Origin of the sequence: Mycobacterium sp. OAS707 (assembly GCF_014873705.1) — a bacterium.
GTDB lineage: Bacteria > Actinomycetota > Actinomycetes > Mycobacteriales > Mycobacteriaceae > Mycobacterium.
In genome coordinates this window covers 1,358,127-1,377,180 of the sequence record NZ_JADBDS010000002.1, presented here as the reverse complement: position 1 = coordinate 1,377,180, position 19,054 = coordinate 1,358,127, and the positions used below count along the sequence as shown (strand labels likewise).

Genomic DNA, 19,054 nt, shown 5'->3' with positions numbered 1-19,054 from the left:
AGGGCGATGACCATCGACGAGCTCATCGAGTCGGCGCGCAACGGGTCCATCCGTGCCGCCGGCCGGTTGCTGAGCCTGGTCGAGAGTCCGCGCCGCAATGAGGTTCTCGATGCGGTCGGGCCGACGACGCCGCCCCGCATCGTCGGCGTGACTGGACCGCCGGGCGCCGGCAAGTCGACGACGGTCGGCGCATTGGTCGGTGCCTACCGGGAGCGAGACATGCGCGTCGCGGTGCTCGCCGTTGACCCGTCGTCGCCGTACAGCGGGGGAGCGCTGCTTGGTGACCGCATTCGAATGGCCGCACATATCAACGACTCCGATGTATTGATCCGGTCGGTGGCCACCCGGGGACATCTTGGCGGGCTGGCGGCCTCGGTTCCGGCGGCGATCAGGCTGTTGGCCGCGCTGTCGTATGAGCAGATCGTGCTGGAGACTGTGGGCGTCGGTCAGTCGGAGATCGAGATCGCTGCGGTCGCCGACCCGACGGTCGTGATCCTGAATCCCGGTGCGGGCGATGCGGTTCAGGCCGCGAAGGCCGGCTTGTTGGAAGTGGCGGACATCGTCGTCGTCAACAAGGCGGACCGCGAGGGCGCTGACCAAACAGTGCGTGACCTTCGCGGCGAGACCATGGCGCCGATCCTCAAACTCGTTGCCGCGCAGGGCGAAGGCATCGACAAGCTGGTGGACGCAATCGAGGAGCATCATCGGGCGGACAGCCCGGAACGTCGAATCGCGCGTGCCAGGGCGCAGATCTTGTCGTTGGCACAAACACAGCTGCGGAACCATTCGGAGTTAGACCGACTGGCGAAACAAGTCGCCGAGGGTTTGGACGATCCGTATACAGCCGCGGAGCAGCTGACCAATACGAAAGGTCAAGCGTGACAACCTAGCCGCCACCGGCTGACGCGGGCAGGTTGAGCATCCGTCGTGTCATTTCGTTGAGCTGCGCGCGCAGTGTCTCACCGTCGACGTCGGCCAGCAGCGGGTGCATCACCGCGACGCTGATCGCGCTCGACAGCATCGCAGCGTGCAGGCGCGCCTCGACGCCGGCCTCCGTGCCGAGCAGCGCGGCGTAGAGACGTTCGATGAACCGCTGGAACGGTTCGTACTCGGCCTGCAGCCGAATGATGACGGGATCGAAGAGCGGAACACTGAAGTCGCCGCGGCGCTCGATGGCCTGCTCGATCATCCTGTCGAGCAGAACCTGGCGCGCCCGCAGCGGGTGGCCCTGCGTCTCGGCGGCTTCGACGGCATCCTCGAGCCTGCTCATCTCCCGCTCGGTGATGGCGATGACGATCTCGTCCTTCGTTTTGAACTGGCGGTAGACGGCCGCCTTCGTCACACCCATTTCGTCGGCGATCATCTGCAGGGACGTGCCGCTGACACCGCGCTCGGCAATGAGTTTCAACGCGGCGTCCAATACACGTGTCTGCGCGGCGGTCCGTGTGATTGCGCTGAATCTGCGGTCCTCGTGGGTGGAGGTCACAGCCACGAGGGTAACCGAGGATTGACCGTCTAGTAGCCGATCGGCTACCGTCCCAGTTGCCGATCGGCTACCGACGCTGAGCGAGGGGTTCGACGATGAGACGCACGGATGGCGAGTTGATCCTGTTCTGGACCCTGCCCGCGATCGCCATCATTTGGGTATCCGCCTTCTTCATCTTCCCTGGCTTCGTGCACCCGATGTCACCGACGATGTCCGCGGACCAAATCGCGAGCTTCTATCGCGACGAGACCGCGCGGATTCGTTACAGCATGATCTTGTTCAACTGGTTCGGTGTTGGTCTGATCCCGACGGTCATGCTGCTGGCGATGCAGGTACGTCGAATGGCGCACCGCACGCCGATCTTGTCCTACAGTCTGATCGCCTGCGCGGGCGGGCCGCCCTGTCTCTTCTTGATCGCCAACATGTTCTGGCTGCTGGGCTCGTTTCGTCCGGAACGTGCGCCGGAGCTGACCCAGCTGCTCAATGACCTTGCCTGGATCACGTTCACCATTTCGGTTCCGTACCTGATCGCGCAATGCCTGCTTCTTGCACTGGCGATCTACTGGGACCGTCAGGAGCAACCCGTCTTCAAGATGTGGGTGGCGCATTTCAATATTCTTGTCGCGGTTGCCTTGGCGCCTGCCGCGTTCACGGCGCTGACGTTCAGCGGGCCGCTGGCGTGGGACGGACTGCTGTCGTTCTGGGTCAAGAACATCGCGATCGCCGCTTGGATCGTTGTGATGGGAGTCGTTCTCGGCCAATCCATCTTGCGTCGGCGCGCCGAGGAGCGGATCACCGCATGAGTACGCTGCGCCGGTTGTTGTGGAACGTGCGCGATCATCCCAAGCGCGAGTTGTGGTTCGCGTGGTGGGTGATGGTCATCTTCTACCAGCTGTACGGTGTGCTGTTCTTCCTGGTCACCCGCGTTCAGCCGCCGCCGAGCCCGGCCTGGACCACCCCGATGGTCGTGCAATGGTTCGACGCGCGGCACTACGGGATTCTCGCCGGGTTCGGAATCGTGTTTCTCATCTCGGGGTTGTGCGCGCCGATGAATGCTCTTCTCGCATATTCGATGCGGCGTATGTCGGTGAGCCGGATTTTCGGATACTCGTACCTCGTCATGTATTCGCTCAGCGCCATTCCTGGCATGTTGGTGATGGCCATTGCGATGACCGCCGGGGCCATGCGGCCAGACCGCGATCCCGAGATGATCCGTTGGCTCTACGACTTCGCGTTCCTGTCGTTCAGCGGGACCATGGGTGTGTTCATGATCGGCTCTTTGGTGTGGTTGGTTGCGATCCTGATCGACAAGAACGACGTGTTCCCGAAGTGGTTCGGCTATCTGGGCCTGTGCAATGCGCTGACCGAATTCGTCGTCGCGCCTGCATGGATCTTCCAACGCGGCGTCTTCGCCTGGAACGGTGCGATCGCATGGTGGATCAACATGGTCGTCTTCGTCACCTACACCGCCTGCTTCATCGTGCTGCTGCGCAGGATGATTGTTCGCGAGGATTTCGGCACCGGACCCCTGCCTGAAGTACCGCCCAAACATCAACGCACCCAACCTGATTCGGTGGGGGCGATGCAGTGACGAATCTGCAGGAAGACTCCTCAACGGAAGCCGGACGCCAGGCTACCCGGTTCGTGCCGGGGCAACCGGACATGTGGGTGTTCGTTCTTTTCGAATCACTTCTCTTCACGGGGTACTTCTCGGTCTATCTCGTCGGCCGGATTCAGAACCGGGAGCTCTACCTGCAGTCCCAGGCCGCGTTGGATCTCCGCTTCGGGGTGTTCAACACCATTGCCCTGCTGCTGAGTTCGTGGGCGATCGCGCGATGCGTCCAGGCTTCTCGCGAAGGGGCGTACCGGGACGCACTGAGAGACGCGTTCCTGACGATCGGGTTCGGTGTCGCATTCCTGGTCTCCAAGGTGCTCGAATGGGGCAGGGAGATTCGGCTCGGCAACACATTCACCAGCAACGAGTTCTTCCAGCACTTCTTCTTTCTGACATCGATCCACCTGCTGCATCTGCTGATCGGCTTCATTGTGATGGGTGTTGCGGTCTACCAGTTGTGGAGTCCCGCCAGGCGATCGCAGCAGTTGGTCGAGACCTGCGCCACCTATTGGCACACCGTCGATTTCCTGTGGGTGCTGATCTTCGCATTGCTCTACGTGGTGAGGTGAGCCGTGAGCGGAACTTTCAACAAGAGGCTGGCGATCGTCTGGCTCGTGCTCACCGCCATGACGCTGGCTTACATCTGGCTGGACCACTCGGCCGATGACCACGGGGCGCTGAAGGCGAGCACGGTCGTCACGGTCGCCGCTATCGTCATCGCTCTTGTGAAGGTGCGCATCATCTTTCGGGAGTTCATGGAGGTGCGACACGCTCCGGTGCTGCTGCGTCGCCTCACTGACGGGTGGGTTCTGCTGATGGCGACGATGTTGCTCGGCAGCTACTTCATCGCCTCGGCGTTAGCTGGCTGAAGCGGCGAGACCCGCACGGTAGCCGAAGACCATCGCCGGGCCCAGCGTCCCGCCCGCGCCGCCGTATGCCTTGCCGGTTGCCCCCGCCATCGCGTTGCCCGCGGCAAACAACCCGGGAATGACGGAGCCGTTGACGTGGAGGACGCGACCGTCGCGGTCGGTTCGTGGGCCCCCCTTGGTGCCCATCGCGCCGACGGACACCGGCACGGCGTAGTACGGCGCGGTGTCGATGGGGCCAAGCGTCTTGCCCGCGGTCGTGGTCGCTTTGTCGTCGCCCCAGTATCCGTCGTAAGCGCTTGAGCCCCTGCCGAAGTCGGGGTCGGTGTCGTGAGCGACGTTGTCGTTCCACGCCGCCAGCGTGCGGGCGAGGCCGTCGGCGTCTATGCCGGTCTTCGCCTCGAGTTCGGCGAGGTCGGCCGACGGGCAGAACCACTCAGGGGCAGGCTCGCCGGGCGCGACACCGAGGAAGCCGTAGCGTTTGAGATGCAGCGAGTCGAACACGATCCACGCCGGGTCGTTCGCGTACCCGCCGCGCGGGTCGAGGTATTGGAACGGTCCCGCCATCGAGTTGTATTCGCCCGCCTCGTTGAGAAACCGCTTGCCGGAACGGTTGACGATGATGCTGCGCGGCCGGGTCCGCTCGAGGCGCACACTGCGACTGCGCGGATGCCCCTGGAACGTGTCGCCGGGCAGCTGCACGATCGGCACCCACCACGCCTCGCCCATGTTCGCCAGGTCGGCGCCATGTGCCATCGCCATCCGCAGCCCGTCGCCGGTGTTGTTCGGCGGTGACACCGCACCGTGCATCGGTCCGCGCAGATATGCTTCGACGAGCTTGGTGTCCCATTCGAACCCGCCGGTCGCCAGCACCACACCGCGTCGGGCACCAACGCGAATATCCATGCCGTCCACATCGATCCGCACGCCCGTGATCGACGACGAGTCGCCAATCAGCTCCACCGCACGGGCATTCGTCCGCGGCGCGGCGCCGACGTCGAGCAGACCCTTTAGGAGCCCGGCGATCAACGCGGTGCCCGCCACGCAGAAGTCGCCGTCTTCGTTGTCGACCGACGCGTGGATCCTCGCCCGTGTCTCCGCGTCGATGCCGACGTTGCTGAAATCTGCTGGGAACGACGTGATTCGGTCCCGCCACTCGCCGAGTCGCGCCAGGTCAAAGGGTCGGGCGTTCAGCGACCGCCCGCCGCCGGGTCGTCCGCCGGGCAGTTCCGGCTTGTAGTCGGGAAACCCCTCGGCGATCTCGAATTGCAGCTCGCTATGCGCCTCAACGTAATCCAACATTTCGGCGCCGGTCCGGACAAATGTCTCCATCAGCTCGTCGTCCATGAAACCGAGAGACTGGGCACGCAAGTACGCCATCGCGTCCTCGACCGGCAACTCGCCATCGGACGCCCGACTGTGCGCCGGAATCCAGACGATGCCCCCGGAAACCGCCGTCGTGCCACCGACCGTCGCCGCCTTCTCGTAGACCTCCACCGACGCGCCGTTGCTCGCCGCGGTCAGTGCGGCGGTCAAACCCGCACCGCCGCTGCCCAGCACGACCACGTCGACTTCGGTGTCCCAGTCGCTCATGTTCGAGGCTCCCTTCAGCTCAGGATCGCGGAAAGTTCGTCGGCGGCCTTGATGACCGCGTCTCTGCCGTCCATCACGACGTCCTCGCGATGCGAGATGAGATTGATGCACGTCGGCGGAGACGGTGGCCGGCGCCTCACCGGTACCGCAAGGCCGAAGGTGTTCGGCTCGACTTCACCGTGGGTGATGATCCAACCCTGTTGTCGCGCTTGGGGAACGAGTTCACGTTCGCCTGGGCGCGGCGGCATGCTGGCGAGCAGCGCGATACCAGCGGCGCCGCGTTCCAGCGGGTATCGGCTGCCCTCGTGGAAGTTCAGCTGATAGAAGACATTGGTTGGCACGATGACCGCGATCGCCACCTGCTGATCGCCCTCGGCGACGAGCAGGGACACCGTCGTGCCGAGTCCGTCGGCCAGTTTGCGCAGCGTCGGCACACTCAGCTGCCGCACGTTGTTGTCGTACGACGCGCCCAGCACCGCGAGTCCGGCGGCTGATCGATACCTGCCGTCCTCGCCTTTTACCAACATCCGGAACTGCGCGAGCGTGCTGAGCAGTCGGTAGGCGATCGTGCGATGGACGCCGATGTCGTCGGCGACCTGCTGCACCGTCAACCCGTTCGGGGACGCGGCGACCAGTTGCAATGCCGCCAAGCCCCTGGCCAGGGTCTGCGAGCCCGGCGCACCGTTCGGTGTCGGCTCGGTTCCATGCCGGGCTGCGCCCTCCGACGACATCGCGCCCCTTCCTTGACAGATCCACTCTGCGAGAGTGATGCTCTGACTATAGTGCACATGGATGTGCGATAAATGAGCAGAGTGCTTACAAAATACGAGAATCGGATTCTCGCCGTCAAGAGGGGAAGCAGTGACGGACTTCGAGAGCATCTGGAGCGACCTTCAGGGCGTCCCGTTCTCGCAGGGTTACCTCGACGCGGGCGGAGTGCGCACCCGCTACCTGCACGCCGGTGATCCCGGCAGTCCTGCGCTGGTGTTTCTGCACGGCTCCGGCGGTCACGCCGAGGCGTACGTGCGCAACCTCGAAGCCCACGCCGAACACTTCTCCACCTGGTCGATCGACATGCTCGGCCACGGCTACACCGACAAGCCGGGGCATCCGCTCGAGGTGCGGCACTATGTGGATCACCTGATGGCGTTCCTTCATGCGATCGGTGCAGAGCGTGCTCACATCAGCGGCGAGTCGCTCGGGGGTTGGGTCGCCGCGCGCGCCGCGATCGACCACCCCGATCGGATCGACAGGCTGGTGCTCAACACCGCAGGCGGCTCACAAGCCGACCCCGAGGTGATGAAGCGGATCATCACGTTGTCGATGGCGGCCGCGGAGAATCCGTCATGGGAAACCGTGCAGGCGCGGATCAAATGGCTGATGGCCGACAAGTCCAAGGATTACGACGACATCGTCGCAAGCAGACAACGCGTCTACCGCCAACCCGGCTTCGTTGCGGCAATGAAAGACATTATGGCGCTGCAGGATCCGGAGATTCGCGCACGCAACCTGCTCGGCCCGGCAGAGTATGGCGCGATCACCGCGCCGACGCTGGTGGTGTGGACCAGCGACGACCCGACCGCCGACGTCGCTGAAGGTCGCCGCATGGCATCGATGATCCGCGGCGCCCGCTTCGAAGTGATGCCGGGCTGCGGGCACTGGCCGCAGTACGAGGATCCCAAGACGTTCAACTCGCTTCACCTCGAGTTCCTGTTGGGCCGTTGACGATGACCAACGAGGCGGACGTCGTCATCGTCGGGGCAGGCCCTTCGGGCCTGACTCTGGCGAACATCCTTGGCCTGCAGGGTGTTCGGACACTAGTCGTGGAGGAACGCGACACTCTCATCGACTATCCCCGCGGCGTCGGCCTCGACGATGAGGCGCTGCGCACCTTCCAGTCGATCGGCCTTGTCGACCGCGTCCTGCCACACACTGTCCCGAACCAGATCCTGCGATTCTTCGATGCCAAGCGCAAGCTGCTTGCCGAGATGGCCCCGCCCGATGCGCGGTTCGGCTGGCCCAAGCGCAACGGCTTCGTTCAGCCGATGGTCGACGCTGAATTGTTCGGCGGCCTCGAGCGATTCGACCACGTCGAGGTTCGATTCGGGCATCGGATGCAGACGTGCGTCGAAACCGAAGAGGGCGTGACGCTCGAGTTCGCCGACGGGCAGCAGCCCGTGCGGACACGCTATGTGGTGGGGTGCGACGGCGGTCGCAGTGTCACCCGCCGCCTGATGGGGGTGTCGTTCGACGGCACCACGTCCTCGACGCGGTGGCTCGTCATCGACTGTGCCAATGATCCGCTCGGCCACCCCAACAGCGAAGTCGGCGCCGATCCTGCGCGCCCGTATGTCTCGATCGCCATCGCGCACGGAATTCGACGCTTCGAGTTCATGATCCACGGCGACGAGTCCGACGAAGAGGCCGAGGATCCTGCCTTCGTCAGACGGATGCTCGCGCAACTTGTTCCGCATCCGGAGCGCGTCGACATCATCCGGCACCGCGTCTACACCCACCACTCGCGCATCGCAGGGGCGTTCCGGAAAGGACGGCTGATGCTGGCCGGCGACGCCGCGCACCTGATGCCGGTGTGGCAGGGACAGGGTTACAACAGCGGCATCCGGGACGCGGCGAACCTCGGCTGGAAACTCGCCGCGGTCGTCAACGGCCACGCCGACGACGCGCTGCTCGACACCTATGACGTCGAACGTCGCAAGCACGCCCGCGCGATGATCGACCTGTCGACGTTGGTGGGCCGAGTCATCTCGCCGACCAACCGGCGGGTTGCGGCGCTGCGCGACCGCGTCATCCACGCGGCCTCCGTGGTGCCCACGCTCAAGCGCTACATCCTCGAGATGCGGTTCAAGCCCATGCCGCGGTACACAGACGGCGCGGTGGTCCACGTCGGTGAGGACACCTCACCGACGGGCACCCTGTTCATCCAGCCGCGAGTCGACACTCGTGAACAGCAGAATGTTCTGCTCGACGATGTGCTGGGGCCGGGCTTCGCCGTGCTGTGTTGGAGCAACAACCCACGCGCGTTCCTCGGCGCCGAGGTGTTCGACCGCTGGAAGGCGTTGGGCACCAAGTTCTTTGCCGCTCGGCCGATGACACAGTTGCACTGGACTGGGCACGACGACCCCGACGTCGTGATCGTCGGTGATCGCACCGGCGCGCTGAAATCGTGGTTCGACGCGCACACCGAGTCGGTGCTGTTCCTGCGGCCCGATCGCTGCATCGCGGGCGCTTGCATCGCCCAACGCGCACCAGAGATGTCCACATCACTGTTCAAAGTCCTTTGTCTGACCCAGGGAGGAGGTAACGGTGCCACTCGCCCTCTGTTGCATGTCGCACAGCCCACTGCTGAACCTTCCGGGACCGTCGCAGGAACTGCTTGACGACATCGACTCCGCGCTGGGGCAGGCGCGCGACTTCGTCGCCGCGTACGACCCCGAACTGGTCGTCATCTTCTCGCCTGATCACTACAACGGCTTCTTCTACCGGACGATGCCGCCGTTCTGCATCGGTACCGCGGCGCAAGGCGTCGGTGACTACGGCACCCATGCCGGACCACTCGATGTGCCCGAGGACATCGCGACCGAATGTGCCGAGGCTGTTCTCGAATCCGGTGTCGACGTGGCGATCTCGGCCAGCATGGATGTCGATCACGGCACAGTGCAACCGCTGCAGAAGTTGTTCGGCGACGCGACGGCCCGCCCGGTGATCCCGATCTTCATCAACTCGGTCGCCACCCCGCTTGGTCCACTGCGTCGGGTGCGGACGTTGGGTTCCGTTGTGGGGACGTACCTTGCGACGCTCGGCAAGCGGGTGCTGGTCATCGGATCCGGTGGGCTGTCGCACGATCCGCCGGTGCCGACATTGGCGACGGCACCTCCTGCGGCGTTGGACCGGATCGTGCACGGCAACCCGATGACAGCCGAGCAGCGACAGGCCAGGCAGGTCGCCGTGATGGAGGCCGCGCGCGAGTTCGCACACGGTCAAGGCTCGCTGCAAGCCCTGAACCCCGACTGGGACCATGCCTTTCTGGAACTGCTCGACTCCAACCGGCTTGCCGACGTCGACGCGTGGTCGAACGCGTGGATCGAGAAGGAAGCCGGCCACTCGGCACACGAAATCCGCACGTGGGTGGCCGCTTTCGCGGCCTTGGCCGCGCACGGGCCCTATCAGACACAGCATCGCTTCTACCGGGCGGCACCGGAACTGATCGCCGGTTTTGCGATCCGAACGGCGGTGCTCGATGTCTGACCACTTCGATCACACCGTCGACGTGCTGGTCATCGGCTCCGGCGGCGGCGGCATGACTGCGGCACTGGCCGCCGACGCGTCGGGATTCGAGACGCTCGTGGTCGAGAAGTCTCCGCAGTTCGGCGGTTCGACCGCGTTGTCCGGCGGTGGCATCTGGGTGCCGGGTGCGCCGAGCCAGCGCAAGGAGGGCTACGTTCCCGATCCCGACGAGGTGTTCGGCTACCTCAAGCAGATCACCGGCGGCCTGGTCAGCGATGGGCGGCTGCGGCAGTACGTCGACAGTGCGCCGAAGATGATGGAGTTCCTCGAAAAACTCAGCCCGTGGTTCGAATTCGTGTGGAAACCGGGATACGCCGACTACTACCCGGAACTGCCCGGCGGCTCCGAGCTCGGCAGCACCATCAACGTGCCCGCCATCGACCTGCGCAAGCTCGGCGACGAGGAGCAGAACCTGCTGCACCCGTTGGCGCTTGCACCGAAGGGAATTTGGTTCGCCCCGAAAGATCTTCGGCTGTTCTACCAGGTGCGGCAGAACTGGCGAGGCAAAGCGGTGCTGCTGAAACTGATTTGGCGGATGTTTCGCGCACGGGTGTTCGGTGACCGGATGGCGGCCATCGGCCAGTCACTTGCTGCTCGGATGCGGCTGGCGCTCAAACAGCAAGGCGTTCCGCTGTGGCTGCACTCACCGATGACCGAGCTCATCACCGATGTCGACGGAACCGTTACGGGCGCCGTCGTCGAGAAGGACGGCAAGCTGGTGCGCATCCAGGCCCGGCGCGGGGTGATCCTCGCCAGCGGTGGGTTCGACCATGACATGGCCTGGCGCCGGCAGCATCTTCCGGTGCTCGAGAAGGATTGGAGTTTCGGCAATCCCGCTGCTACCGGCGACGGAATCAGGGCGGGGGAGAAGGTCGGCGGCTCGACCGACCTGCTCGACGAAGCGTGGTGGTTCCCTGCGATCTGCTGGCCCGATGGACGACTGCAGTTCATGCTCAACGAGCGCATGATGCCGTCCCAGTTCGTCGTCAATGGCGATGGCAAGCGCTTCATCAACGAGGCGGCGCCGTACATGGACTTCGCCCACGCGATGATCGACGGCCAGCGCTCCGGCGTCACCCATATCCCTTGCTGGCTGATCACCGACATCCGGTCGTTTCACCGATACGTCGTCGCCGGTCATCTCCCGATCCCCAAGATTCCGTTCGCGCCGGTACCCACCGGCTGGAAAGTGCCGAAGGCGTGGCTGGACTCCGGTGTGGTCAAGGAGGCCAACAGCTTTGATGAACTCGCCGCGAAGATCGGCGTGCCTGCGGCCAATCTGCTTGCCACGGCCGAGCGCTTCAACGAGTTGGCGCGCAGGGGCCACGACGACGACTTCAACCGCGGCGACTCCGCCTACGACAACTACTACGGCGACCCGACGTTGCCCAACCCCAACCTGTATCCGCTGGGCAAGCCGCCTTACTACGCGTTCCAGATCATCCTCGGTGACCTCGGCACGTCGGGCGGCCTGCGCACCGACGAGTTCGCGCGCGTGCTGCGCGAGGACGACAGCATCGTGAAAGGCCTTTACGCCGTTGGTAATGCGTCAGCTGCTGTGATGGGACGCAGCTACGCGGGAGCGGGCGCAACCATCGGCCCGGCCATGACGTTCGGTTACGTCGCGGCCACACACATCGCAGCGACATCCGGGATCAACCGACAAGACCGCTCGATCTCCCAAGGAGGAAGCAAGTGAAGATTTCCCTGTTCTACGAATTCCCGCTGCCGCGGCCGTGGACGCCCGACGATGAGCACAAGCTTTTCCAGGACGGGCTCGACGAGGTCGAGGCCGCAGACAAGGCGGGCTTCTCGACGGTGTGGCTGACCGAACACCACTTCCTCGAGGAGTACTGCCACTCCACCGCACCGGAGATCTTCCTCGCCGCAGCGAGCCAGCGCACCAAGGACATTCGGCTCGGCTTCGGCATCATGCATCTGCCGCCCGCGGTCAATCACCCCGCTCGCGTCGCCGAGCGCGTCTCGACACTGGACCTGCTGTCCAATGGCCGCGTGGAGTTCGGCACCGGCGAGTCGTCATCGGTGGGCGAGCTCGGCGGCTTCGGCATCGATCCGGCCGACAAACGCAAGATGTGGGAAGAGGCTCTCGAGGTTTCGATCCGCTGCATGATCGAAGAGCCGTTCACCGGATTCAAGGGCGAGCACGTCGAAATGCCGCCGCGCAATGTGGTTCCCAAGCCGCTACAGAAGCCACACCCGCCGGTATGGGTCGCATGCACCCGCCCGGCGTCGGTGTCGATGGCCGCGCAAAAGGGTCTCGGCGCATTGAGTTTCGCGTACACCGGACCGGGCCCTCTGACAGAGCGGGTGAACGGCTACTACAAGGAGTTCGAGGAGAGTGCCGTGCCCGTCACGCCGCAGATGAACCCGAACATCCTCGCCATCGGCGGCGATTTGTCGATGATGGTGGCACCCACAGACGAGCAGGCCATCGAGCGCCTCGGCAAGGGCGGCGGGTTCTTCGCGTTCGGCATCATGCACTACTACATGACCGGCATGCACACGCCCGGCCGCACCGGCGTGTGGCAGCGCCACCTCGAGGAGATCGAAAAGGATCCGAGCATCGTCTACGGGCCTGACCGCGGTCCGATCGGCAGCCCCGCCACCGTGCGGGAGTTCCTGCGGGGCTACGAGGAGAGCGGGGTCGACGAACTGATCCTGCTGCTGACTCCACGCCGCCACGAAGAGACGATGGAGTCGATCGAGCTGATGGGCTCCGAAGTGTTGCCCGAGTTCATCGAGCGCGAGGAGAAGGCGGCCGCCGAGAAAGCCAAGCGGATGGCGCCGATTCTGGAGAAGGCAGAGGCGCGCAGGCCGACGTCGACGGCTCCGCTGTTCGACGAGACCTACTCATTCGGCGGTCTGCCTACCGGTCGTGAGAACTACACCGCCAACGAGGTGTCGCTGGCGATGGAGGAAATGAACGCCGGTATCGAGGCCGCGGCCGCCAAACTCAAGTCGGGAGAGGGCTGGACGAGCAGGAATCCGAACGCGGACAAGTGACGCAGACCGATGAGCTGTTCCGTTACGACGGCCGCCGCGCCGTTGTCACCGGATGTGCGTCCGGTATCGGTGCATCCGTTGCACGGCAGCTGACCGATCTCGGCGCTCAGGTCGTCGGCCTCGACGTTCAACGGCCTGCGCTGCAGCTCAAGGAGTTTCACGCGGTCGATCTGGGCGACGCCGAGTCGATCGATCGGGCCGCCGCGGCGATAGCCGGTCCAATAGACTCCCTGTTCAACATCGCGGGCGTTTCGTCGGGCATCGGCGACCCGCTGCGCGTGGTCACCATCAACTTCCTCGGCACCCGGCGATTCACCGAGGCATTGGTGCCCAAGATGCCGCCCGGATCCGCGATCGCCAACGTGTCGTCGCTGGCGGCGTCGGCCTACCGGGAAAACGCCTCTGTGACCGCCGGCCTGCTGGACACTGAGTCGATGGCCGCGGGCATCGAATGGTGCGAGCGCAATCCGCGGCCGGTCGCTGACGGTGGCGGCTACCGGCTGTCCAAGGAGGCGATCATCCTCTACGGGATGGCCAATGTCACAGCCCTCGGCGCCAAGGGAATCCGGATCAACTGCACCGCACCGGGTGTCACCGACACCCCGATTCTCGACCAGCTGCGGACGGCGTACGGCCCGGAGTTCCTCGATTCGTTCAGTACGCCGCTGGGCCGGGCCGCTGAACCCGATGAACAGGCCAGTGTGCTGGTCTTCTTGAACAGCCGGGCCGCCAGTTACCTCACCGGACAGGTGATCTGGGTGGACGGCGGCACGGTCGGCGCCGCGACGATGAAGCCGGGAGGCGAGTGATGGCAGGCATGACCGATTTCCGTCGGGTGGCCGACGACGTTCGCAACTGGGGACGCTGGGGTGACGCCGACGAGCTCGGCACGCTGAATTTCATCACGGCGGCCAAGGTCGCCGAGGCGGCCGGTCTCGTCAAGCACGGCAAGGTATTTCCGCTTGGCGTCGATTTCGGATCGTCGGGGCCGCAGGGCGCTTTTCATTTCCGGCAGAACCCGCTACACGTGATGACCATCGACGGCGGCGACGCCGCGACGTTGCTTGAGTACGGACCCAAATGGTTGACCAACCCCGCGGCCGGCCAGCTGGCCGGATATTTCGAGGGCAACCCGATGCGGTTCAACGACGACATCATCATCATGCCGCTGCAGGCCGCCACCCAGTGGGATGCGTTGTCGCACGTCTACTACGAGGACTACCTGTACAACGGCTTTCCGGCGAACTCCGTCACGAGTGCCGGCGCCTTCTACTGCGGTATCGACAAGGTGGACGGCAAGGGCATCACCTCCCGCGGCGTGCTGCTCGACATCGTCGCGCTCCGCGGTGTGGAGACCTTCTGCGGAATGGGCGATCCGATCACGCCCGACGAGCTCGACGCGGCCGCGAAAGCACAAGGCGTCATCGTCACGCGCGGTGACATCGTCCTGGTCCGAACCGGTTGGTGGGCACGCTTTCTGGAGACCGGCGATGGCGGCGAACCCGGAGCGGGCCTCGACTGGACATGCGCGCAGTGGCTGCACGACCACGAGGTCGCGGCAGTCGCGGCCGACAACCTGATGGTCGAGAACCCGGTGTCCGGGGTCGAAGGCGCGTTTCTGCCGATGCACATGCTCTGCCTGCGAGACATGGGCCTGATGCTCGGCGAGTATTGGGACCTGACCGCGCTGGCAGCGGACTGCGCCGCCGACGGTGTCTATGAATTCCAGCTCGTCGCACCACCGTTACGAGTGACCGGTGCCGTCGGCTCACCCATCAACCCGATCGCCATCAAGTAGGTGAGGACATGACTGCAAGTACAACCACGGGCGGTGCGCCACTGGTCGTCGGGCTCGGCGGAACGCTGAGGGCCAACTCGTCCACCGAGCGCGCGCTGCGGTACTGCCTGGAATCCGTTGAACGCCAAGGCGGGCGGACGAAGTTCTTCTCTGGCGAGGACCTCGACCTGCCGATGTATGCGCCGCATGAACTAGAGCGCACGCCCAAGGCGCTCGAACTGGTCGGCGCACTACGAGCAGCCGATGCCGTCGTCGTCGGCTCACCCGGTTATCACGGAGCGGTGTCCGGACTCGTCAAGAACGCACTGGATTACATCGAAGATCTCCGCGAAGATCCTCGGGTCTATCTCGACAACACCCCGTGGGGCTGCATCAGCTGTGCATACGGATGGCAGGCGGCGGTCGGAACCCTGGGCCAATTGCGCAGCATCGGACACGCCCTGCGCGCGTGGCCGACCCCACTCGGAGTCGCGATCAACTCGGCCGACCAAATCTGGGACAGCGCGGGCCGGCTTGCCGACACCGGCGTGCAGGGACAGCTTGACCTGCTCGCCACCCAGTTACTCACGTTCGCCCGCGCCGCCTGGGAAACGGCGTGATGGACGTCGCGCGCAAGACGATTCTGGTCGACGGGTTGGTTACCAGCTATCTCGAAGCGGGACAGGGCGATCCCGTTGTCCTGCTGCACGGTGGCGAGTTCGGCGTCAGCGCAGAGATCGGGTGGGAGCGCAGCATCGCCGCGCTGGCGGAGCACCATCGCGTGCTCGCACCGGACATGCTGGGGTTCGGTGGCTCCGCGAAGGTCATCGACTTCAACGACGGCCGCGGCATGCGCATCAGGCACATCGCGCGGTTCTGCGCGGCGGTCGGTGTCGAATCGGCGCATTTCGTGGGCAACTCGATGGGCGCCATCAACCTCTTCGTCGACACCACCTCGGAAGCTCCGGTATTGCCCGCCCGCAGCTTGGTGATGATCTGCGGAGGCGGTGAGATCCAGCGCAACGAGCACTCGGCCGCGCTCTACGACTACGACGCAACGCTTCCCGGGATGCGCCGCATCGTCGAGGCGCTCTTTCACGACCCGTCATATCCTGCCGATGACGCCTACGTGCACCGCCGCTACGAGTCCAGCATCGCACCAGGCGCGTGGGAGGCGTTGGCGGCGGCACGGTTTCGGCGACCGGGTCTGGAGCCGCCCGCGCTGCCGTCGAGCAAGCGAGCCTACGAGCGCATCGCAGTGCCGACGTTGGTGGTGGAGGGGGAGTGCGACAAGCTCCTGCCGCCCGGATGGGCGGCCGAGGTCGCCGGCCAGATACCCGGCGGTCGCTCGGTGGTGATCCCAAAGGCCGGTCACTGTCCGCAGATTGAGCAGGCGTCGATGGTCAACCACGTGTTGGTCGACTTCCTGAGCGAGGTGCAACGAAAGGTGCCTGCGTCATGGTCAACGAACTGACGGGCAAGGTCGCCGTCGTCACCGGCGGCGCCTCGGGGCTGGGCGAAGGACTGGTGCGGCGGTTCGCAGCAGAAGGCGCCAAGGTCGTGATCGGCGACGTGGACCGCGACGGCGGCAAGGCGCTGGCGGCAGAACTCGGTGGCGACGCATCGTTCGTCGACAGCGACGTAGCCGACTTCGAGCAGGTCGGCCGGCTGGTTTCGACGGCGGTCGAGCGCTACGGCGGACTGCATGTGATGGTCAACAACGCAGGCATTTCCGGGACGATGCACCGGCGCTTCATGGATGACGACCTGGCTGACTTCCACAAGGTGATGGCGATCAACGTCGGTGCCGTGATGGCGGGGACGCGCGACGCGGCGCGGCACATGTCCGAGCACGGCGGCGGATCGATCATCAACATCACCTCGATTGGCGGCATCCAGGCCGGCGGCGGCGTCATGACGTACCGCGCTTCCAAGGCCGCGGTCATCCAGTTCACCAAGTCCGCCGCAATCGAGTTGGCGCACTACGAGATTCGCGTCAACGCTATCGCCCCCGGCAATATCCGCACCGCGATTGTCCGCAAGTCGGCGGCGGGCGAGGACCTGGAGAAGCTCGCGGAGTTCGAGGACAAGATCCGCGCGCAGATGCGCAACGATCGCCCACTCAAGCGCGAGGGCACCGCCGAGGATGTGGCCGAGGCGGCGCTGTACTTCGCCACCGATCGCTCGCGGTATGTCACCGGAACGGTGTTGCCGGTGGACGGCGGCACGGTCGCGGGCAAGGTGATTCCGCGCAAGTGAGCTGTTTAAATCAGTCGCTTGACTTAAGACGCACGGCGGCGTTGACTGGGCAGGTGACTACCGCCAGGACCGTGCGCGCCGATCGGGCCAGCAGTACCCAGGAGGCAATACTGAAGGCCGCCGAGCGGCTGTACGCCGAGCACGGCGTGTTCGCCGTGTCGAACAGGCAGGTCAGCGAGGCCGCCGGGCAAGGCAACAACGCGGCCGTCGGTTATCACTTCGGCACCAAGACCGACCTGGTTCGGGCGATCGAGCAGAAACACCGAGCGTCCATCGAGCGGCTGCTCGAGCGGATGGTCGCCGACACCGGCGATTCGACGGAGTTGCGTGACTGGATCGCCTGTCTGGTGTGCTCGCTCACCGAGCACCTGGCGCAGCTCGGCAATCCCACCTGGTATGCGCGGTTCGCCGCCCAGGCGCTGACCGACCCGGAGTATCACAAGATCGTCATCAAGGATGCGCTCGCGTCGCCGTCGCTGGTGCTAGTGGTCGACGGGATCACCCGTTGCCTGCCGGATCTGCCGATGGCCGTGGTGACCGAACGCAACATCATGGCACGCAACCTGATGATGCATACCTGTGCCGACTTCGAGCGTGCCTTCGCCGAAGGCGCCGACGTGCCCCGAACCAGTTGGGGTGCGGTCGGCACGGGCCTGATCGATGCGATCGTCGGAATGTGGCGCGCACCGGTGACGGAGCACCCCTGACGTGAAAGTGACTGTCGATCAAGACAAATGCGTCTCTTCTGGCCAGTGCGTGCTCAACGCCGGCGAGGTGTTCGACCAGCGCGACGACGACGGCGTCGTGCTGCTCCTAACCGACAACCCGCCTGCCGAGCAGGCCGAGAACGTCCGTAAGGCCGCCGCGGCCTGCCCCGCCCTGGCCATCGATATCGAGGAATGACATGTCGGAAACCCTGACGCAATTGGACATCCCCGAATACCCCATGGACCGTGACGCGCGCTGCCCCTTCGCGCCGCCGCCGCAGGTGCTCGACATGGGTACGGCCAAACCGCTGTCGCGGGTGCGCATTTGGGATGGCAGCACCCCGTGGCTGATCACCGGCCACGAGGTGGCGCGCGAATTGTTCGCCGACTCGCGCGTCAGCGTCGACGACCGCCGCGAGGGCTTCCCGCACTGGAACGAGCACATGCTCTCGACGGTGTACAAGCGGCCCCGGTCGGTGTTCACCTCCGACGCCGAGGAGCACACCCGGTTCCGCCGGATGCTGTCAAAGCCGTTCACGTTCAAGCGCGTTGAGGGCCTGCGCCCAGCCATCCAAGAAGTCACCGACGAGTGCATCGACGCGATCCTGGCAGGCCCGCAGCCCGCCGACATCGTCGCAAAGCTCGCGTTGCCGGTGCCGACCAGGGTGATCAGCGAAATGCTCGGCGTGCCATACGAAGACCATGAATTCTTCCAGCATCACGCCAACGTCGGACTCGCCCGGTATGCCACCGCGGAGGACGGCCAGAAGGGCGCGATGAGCCTGGCGGGGTACCTGATCGACCTCGTCAAGAAGAAGATGGAGCACCCGTCAGAGGACGCCGTTTCGGATCTGGCCGAGCGGGTCAACGCCGGCGAGATCAACGTCAAGGAAGCCGCGCAGCTGGGCACGGGGTTGTTGATCGCCGGGCACGAGACCACCGCCAACATGATCGGCATCGGGGTGCTTGCCCTGCTGGAGAACCCCGACCAGGCTGCGCTGCTGCGTGATTCGGATGACCCGAAGTTCATCGCCAACGCCGTCGAGGAGTTGATGCGTTACCTGTCGATCATCCAGAACGGGCAGCGCCGGGTGGCCATCGAGGACATCGAGATCGGTGGCGAGACGATCCGTGCCGGCGAGGGCATCATCCTCGACCTTGCCCCCGCGAACTGGGATGCCAACGCGTATCCGGAGCCCGACAAGCTCGACCTCACCCGTGACGCGGGTCAGCAGCTCGGCTTCGGTTACGGCCGTCACCAGTGCGTCGGACAGCAGCTGGCGCGCGCCGAACTGCAGATCGTGTTCCACACATTGCTGCGGCGCATTCCGACTCTGCGCCTGGCCGTGCCGTTCGACGAGGTGCCCTTCAAGCACGACCGCCTCGCCTACGGCGTCTACGAACTTCCCGTTACCTGGTGAT

21 protein-coding genes are annotated in these 19,054 nt (G+C 65.0%); 18 read left to right on the top strand and 3 right to left on the bottom strand.

The features are described 5' to 3' along the window. Nucleotides 1-6 precede the first annotated feature (6 nt). The gene (meaB, locus tag GGC64_RS17495; protein WP_192723733.1) at nt 7-882 is read left to right on the top strand and encodes a methylmalonyl Co-A mutase-associated GTPase MeaB; all 876 of its coding nucleotides are present in this window, start codon (nt 7-9) and stop codon (nt 880-882) included. A 4-nt stretch (nt 883-886) separates the two neighbouring features. Here meaB and GGC64_RS17490 read toward each other — a convergent pair whose 3' ends face one another. Beyond that, nucleotides 887-1,492: a TetR/AcrR family transcriptional regulator gene (locus GGC64_RS17490; protein WP_192723732.1), complete on the bottom strand. Its 606-nt coding sequence runs from the start codon at nt 1,490-1,492 to the stop codon at nt 887-889. An 89-nt stretch (nt 1,493-1,581) separates the two neighbouring features. On the opposite strand from GGC64_RS17490, the gene GGC64_RS17485 reads away from it, so the two are divergent. From GGC64_RS17485 to GGC64_RS17470, 4 genes are all read left to right on the top strand, one after another. After that, entirely contained in the window at nt 1,582-2,289 is a 708-nt protein-coding gene (locus tag GGC64_RS17485) for a hypothetical protein (protein WP_192723731.1), read from the top strand. Then, nucleotides 2,286-3,077 (top strand): hypothetical protein, encoded by a 792-nt coding sequence (locus GGC64_RS17480; RefSeq protein WP_192723730.1) that lies wholly within the window; start codon nt 2,286-2,288, stop codon nt 3,075-3,077. Before GGC64_RS17485 ends, GGC64_RS17480 begins: the two co-directional genes overlap by 4 nt. A gap of 71 nt (nt 3,078-3,148) precedes the next feature. After that, nucleotides 3,149-3,670 (top strand): cytochrome c oxidase subunit 3, encoded by a 522-nt coding sequence (locus GGC64_RS17475; protein ID WP_192723933.1) that lies wholly within the window; start codon nt 3,149-3,151, stop codon nt 3,668-3,670. Nucleotides 3,671-3,673: 3 nt separating this feature from the next. Next, nucleotides 3,674-3,970 (top strand): cytochrome C oxidase subunit IV family protein, encoded by a 297-nt coding sequence (locus tag GGC64_RS17470; RefSeq protein WP_192723729.1) that lies wholly within the window; start codon nt 3,674-3,676, stop codon nt 3,968-3,970. Here the strand turns inward: GGC64_RS17470 and GGC64_RS17465 are convergent. Beyond that, nucleotides 3,959-5,560, bottom strand: coding sequence for an FAD-dependent oxidoreductase (locus GGC64_RS17465; RefSeq protein ID WP_192723728.1), 1,602 nt, complete (start codon nt 5,558-5,560; stop codon nt 3,959-3,961). The two genes, GGC64_RS17470 and GGC64_RS17465, sit on opposite strands and share 12 nt — an antisense overlap. A gap of 14 nt (nt 5,561-5,574) precedes the next feature. Beyond that, complete coding sequence (locus tag GGC64_RS17460) at nt 5,575-6,291, bottom strand: IclR family transcriptional regulator (RefSeq protein WP_192723727.1); 717 nt, start codon at nt 6,289-6,291, stop codon at nt 5,575-5,577. 130 nt (nt 6,292-6,421) lie between these two features. Between GGC64_RS17460 and GGC64_RS17455 the strand changes: the two genes are divergently transcribed. The 13 genes from GGC64_RS17455 to GGC64_RS17395 are packed head-to-tail and all read left to right on the top strand — an operon-like array spanning nt 6,422 to nt 19,053. Next, a complete protein-coding gene (locus tag GGC64_RS17455) occupies nt 6,422-7,285 on the top strand; it encodes an alpha/beta fold hydrolase (protein ID WP_192723726.1) in 864 nt (287 codons plus the stop codon). 2 nt (nt 7,286-7,287) lie between these two features. Further along, nucleotides 7,288-8,958 carry a bifunctional 3-(3-hydroxy-phenyl)propionate/3-hydroxycinnamic acid hydroxylase gene (locus GGC64_RS17450; RefSeq protein WP_192723725.1) on the top strand — a complete coding sequence of 557 codons (1,671 nt, stop codon included), beginning with the start codon at nt 7,288-7,290 and terminating at the stop codon, nt 8,956-8,958. Then, nucleotides 8,906-9,826, top strand: a complete 921-nt coding sequence (locus GGC64_RS17445; protein ID WP_192723724.1) for a 3-carboxyethylcatechol 2,3-dioxygenase — start codon at nt 8,906-8,908, stop codon at nt 9,824-9,826. Before GGC64_RS17450 ends, GGC64_RS17445 begins: the two co-directional genes overlap by 53 nt. Then, nucleotides 9,819-11,564, top strand: coding sequence for an FAD-binding protein (locus GGC64_RS17440; RefSeq protein WP_192723723.1), 1,746 nt, complete (start codon nt 9,819-9,821; stop codon nt 11,562-11,564). Before GGC64_RS17445 ends, GGC64_RS17440 begins: the two co-directional genes overlap by 8 nt. Continuing rightward, entirely contained in the window at nt 11,561-12,889 is a 1,329-nt protein-coding gene (locus tag GGC64_RS17435) for an LLM class flavin-dependent oxidoreductase (protein WP_192723722.1), read from the top strand. The genes GGC64_RS17440 and GGC64_RS17435 overlap by 4 nt, the downstream gene beginning before the upstream one ends. Then, on the top strand, nt 12,886-13,698 hold the full coding sequence (locus GGC64_RS17430; RefSeq protein WP_192723721.1) for a coniferyl-alcohol dehydrogenase: 813 nt from the start codon (nt 12,886-12,888) through the stop codon (nt 13,696-13,698). The genes GGC64_RS17435 and GGC64_RS17430 overlap by 4 nt, the downstream gene beginning before the upstream one ends. Then, nucleotides 13,698-14,687, top strand: a complete 990-nt coding sequence (locus GGC64_RS17425; protein WP_192723720.1) for a cyclase family protein — start codon at nt 13,698-13,700, stop codon at nt 14,685-14,687. The genes GGC64_RS17430 and GGC64_RS17425 overlap by 1 nt, the downstream gene beginning before the upstream one ends. A gap of 8 nt (nt 14,688-14,695) precedes the next feature. Then, nucleotides 14,696-15,286, top strand: a complete 591-nt coding sequence (locus tag GGC64_RS17420; protein ID WP_192723719.1) for an NADPH-dependent FMN reductase — start codon at nt 14,696-14,698, stop codon at nt 15,284-15,286. Continuing rightward, a complete protein-coding gene (locus tag GGC64_RS17415; protein ID WP_192723932.1) occupies nt 15,286-16,140 on the top strand; it encodes an alpha/beta fold hydrolase in 855 nt (284 codons plus the stop codon). Before GGC64_RS17420 ends, GGC64_RS17415 begins: the two co-directional genes overlap by 1 nt. Continuing rightward, entirely contained in the window at nt 16,125-16,925 is an 801-nt protein-coding gene (locus GGC64_RS17410; RefSeq protein ID WP_192723718.1) for an SDR family NAD(P)-dependent oxidoreductase, read from the top strand. The genes GGC64_RS17415 and GGC64_RS17410 overlap by 16 nt, the downstream gene beginning before the upstream one ends. 53 nt (nt 16,926-16,978) lie before the next feature. Further along, complete coding sequence (locus tag GGC64_RS17405) at nt 16,979-17,632, top strand: TetR family transcriptional regulator (RefSeq protein ID WP_370582149.1); 654 nt, start codon at nt 16,979-16,981, stop codon at nt 17,630-17,632. A 1-nt stretch (nt 17,633) separates the two neighbouring features. Next, on the top strand, nt 17,634-17,828 hold the full coding sequence (locus tag GGC64_RS17400) for a ferredoxin (RefSeq protein ID WP_192723716.1): 195 nt from the start codon (nt 17,634-17,636) through the stop codon (nt 17,826-17,828). A 1-nt stretch (nt 17,829) separates the two neighbouring features. Then, entirely contained in the window at nt 17,830-19,053 is a 1,224-nt protein-coding gene (locus tag GGC64_RS17395; protein WP_192723715.1) for a cytochrome P450, read from the top strand. Nucleotide 19,054: the final 1 nt, after the last annotated feature.

Excerpts from the sequence above, each read along its gene's own strand:
- meaB (WP_192723733.1), top strand. The coding sequence starts at position 7 with ATGACCATCGACGAGCTCATCGAGTCGGCGCGCAACGGGTCCATCCGT.
- GGC64_RS17485 (WP_192723731.1), top strand. The coding sequence starts at position 1,582 with ATGAGACGCACGGATGGCGAGTTGATCCTGTTCTGGACCCTGCCCGCG.
- GGC64_RS17480 (WP_192723730.1), top strand. The coding sequence starts at position 2,286 with ATGAGTACGCTGCGCCGGTTGTTGTGGAACGTGCGCGATCATCCCAAG.
- GGC64_RS17475 (WP_192723933.1), top strand. The coding sequence starts at position 3,149 with ATGTGGGTGTTCGTTCTTTTCGAATCACTTCTCTTCACGGGGTACTTC.
- GGC64_RS17465 (WP_192723728.1), bottom strand. The coding sequence starts at position 5,560 with ATGAGCGACTGGGACACCGAAGTCGACGTGGTCGTGCTGGGCAGCGGC.
- GGC64_RS17460 (WP_192723727.1), bottom strand. The coding sequence starts at position 6,291 with ATGTCGTCGGAGGGCGCAGCCCGGCATGGAACCGAGCCGACACCGAAC.
- GGC64_RS17450 (WP_192723725.1), top strand. The coding sequence starts at position 7,288 with ATGACCAACGAGGCGGACGTCGTCATCGTCGGGGCAGGCCCTTCGGGC.
- GGC64_RS17445 (WP_192723724.1), top strand. The coding sequence starts at position 8,906 with ATGTCGCACAGCCCACTGCTGAACCTTCCGGGACCGTCGCAGGAACTG.
- GGC64_RS17440 (WP_192723723.1), top strand. The coding sequence starts at position 9,819 with ATGTCTGACCACTTCGATCACACCGTCGACGTGCTGGTCATCGGCTCC.
- GGC64_RS17425 (WP_192723720.1), top strand. The coding sequence starts at position 13,698 with ATGGCAGGCATGACCGATTTCCGTCGGGTGGCCGACGACGTTCGCAAC.
- GGC64_RS17420 (WP_192723719.1), top strand. The coding sequence starts at position 14,696 with ATGACTGCAAGTACAACCACGGGCGGTGCGCCACTGGTCGTCGGGCTC.
- GGC64_RS17415 (WP_192723932.1), top strand. The coding sequence starts at position 15,286 with ATGGACGTCGCGCGCAAGACGATTCTGGTCGACGGGTTGGTTACCAGC.
- GGC64_RS17410 (WP_192723718.1), top strand. The coding sequence starts at position 16,125 with ATGGTCAACGAACTGACGGGCAAGGTCGCCGTCGTCACCGGCGGCGCC.
- GGC64_RS17395 (WP_192723715.1), top strand. The coding sequence starts at position 17,830 with ATGTCGGAAACCCTGACGCAATTGGACATCCCCGAATACCCCATGGAC.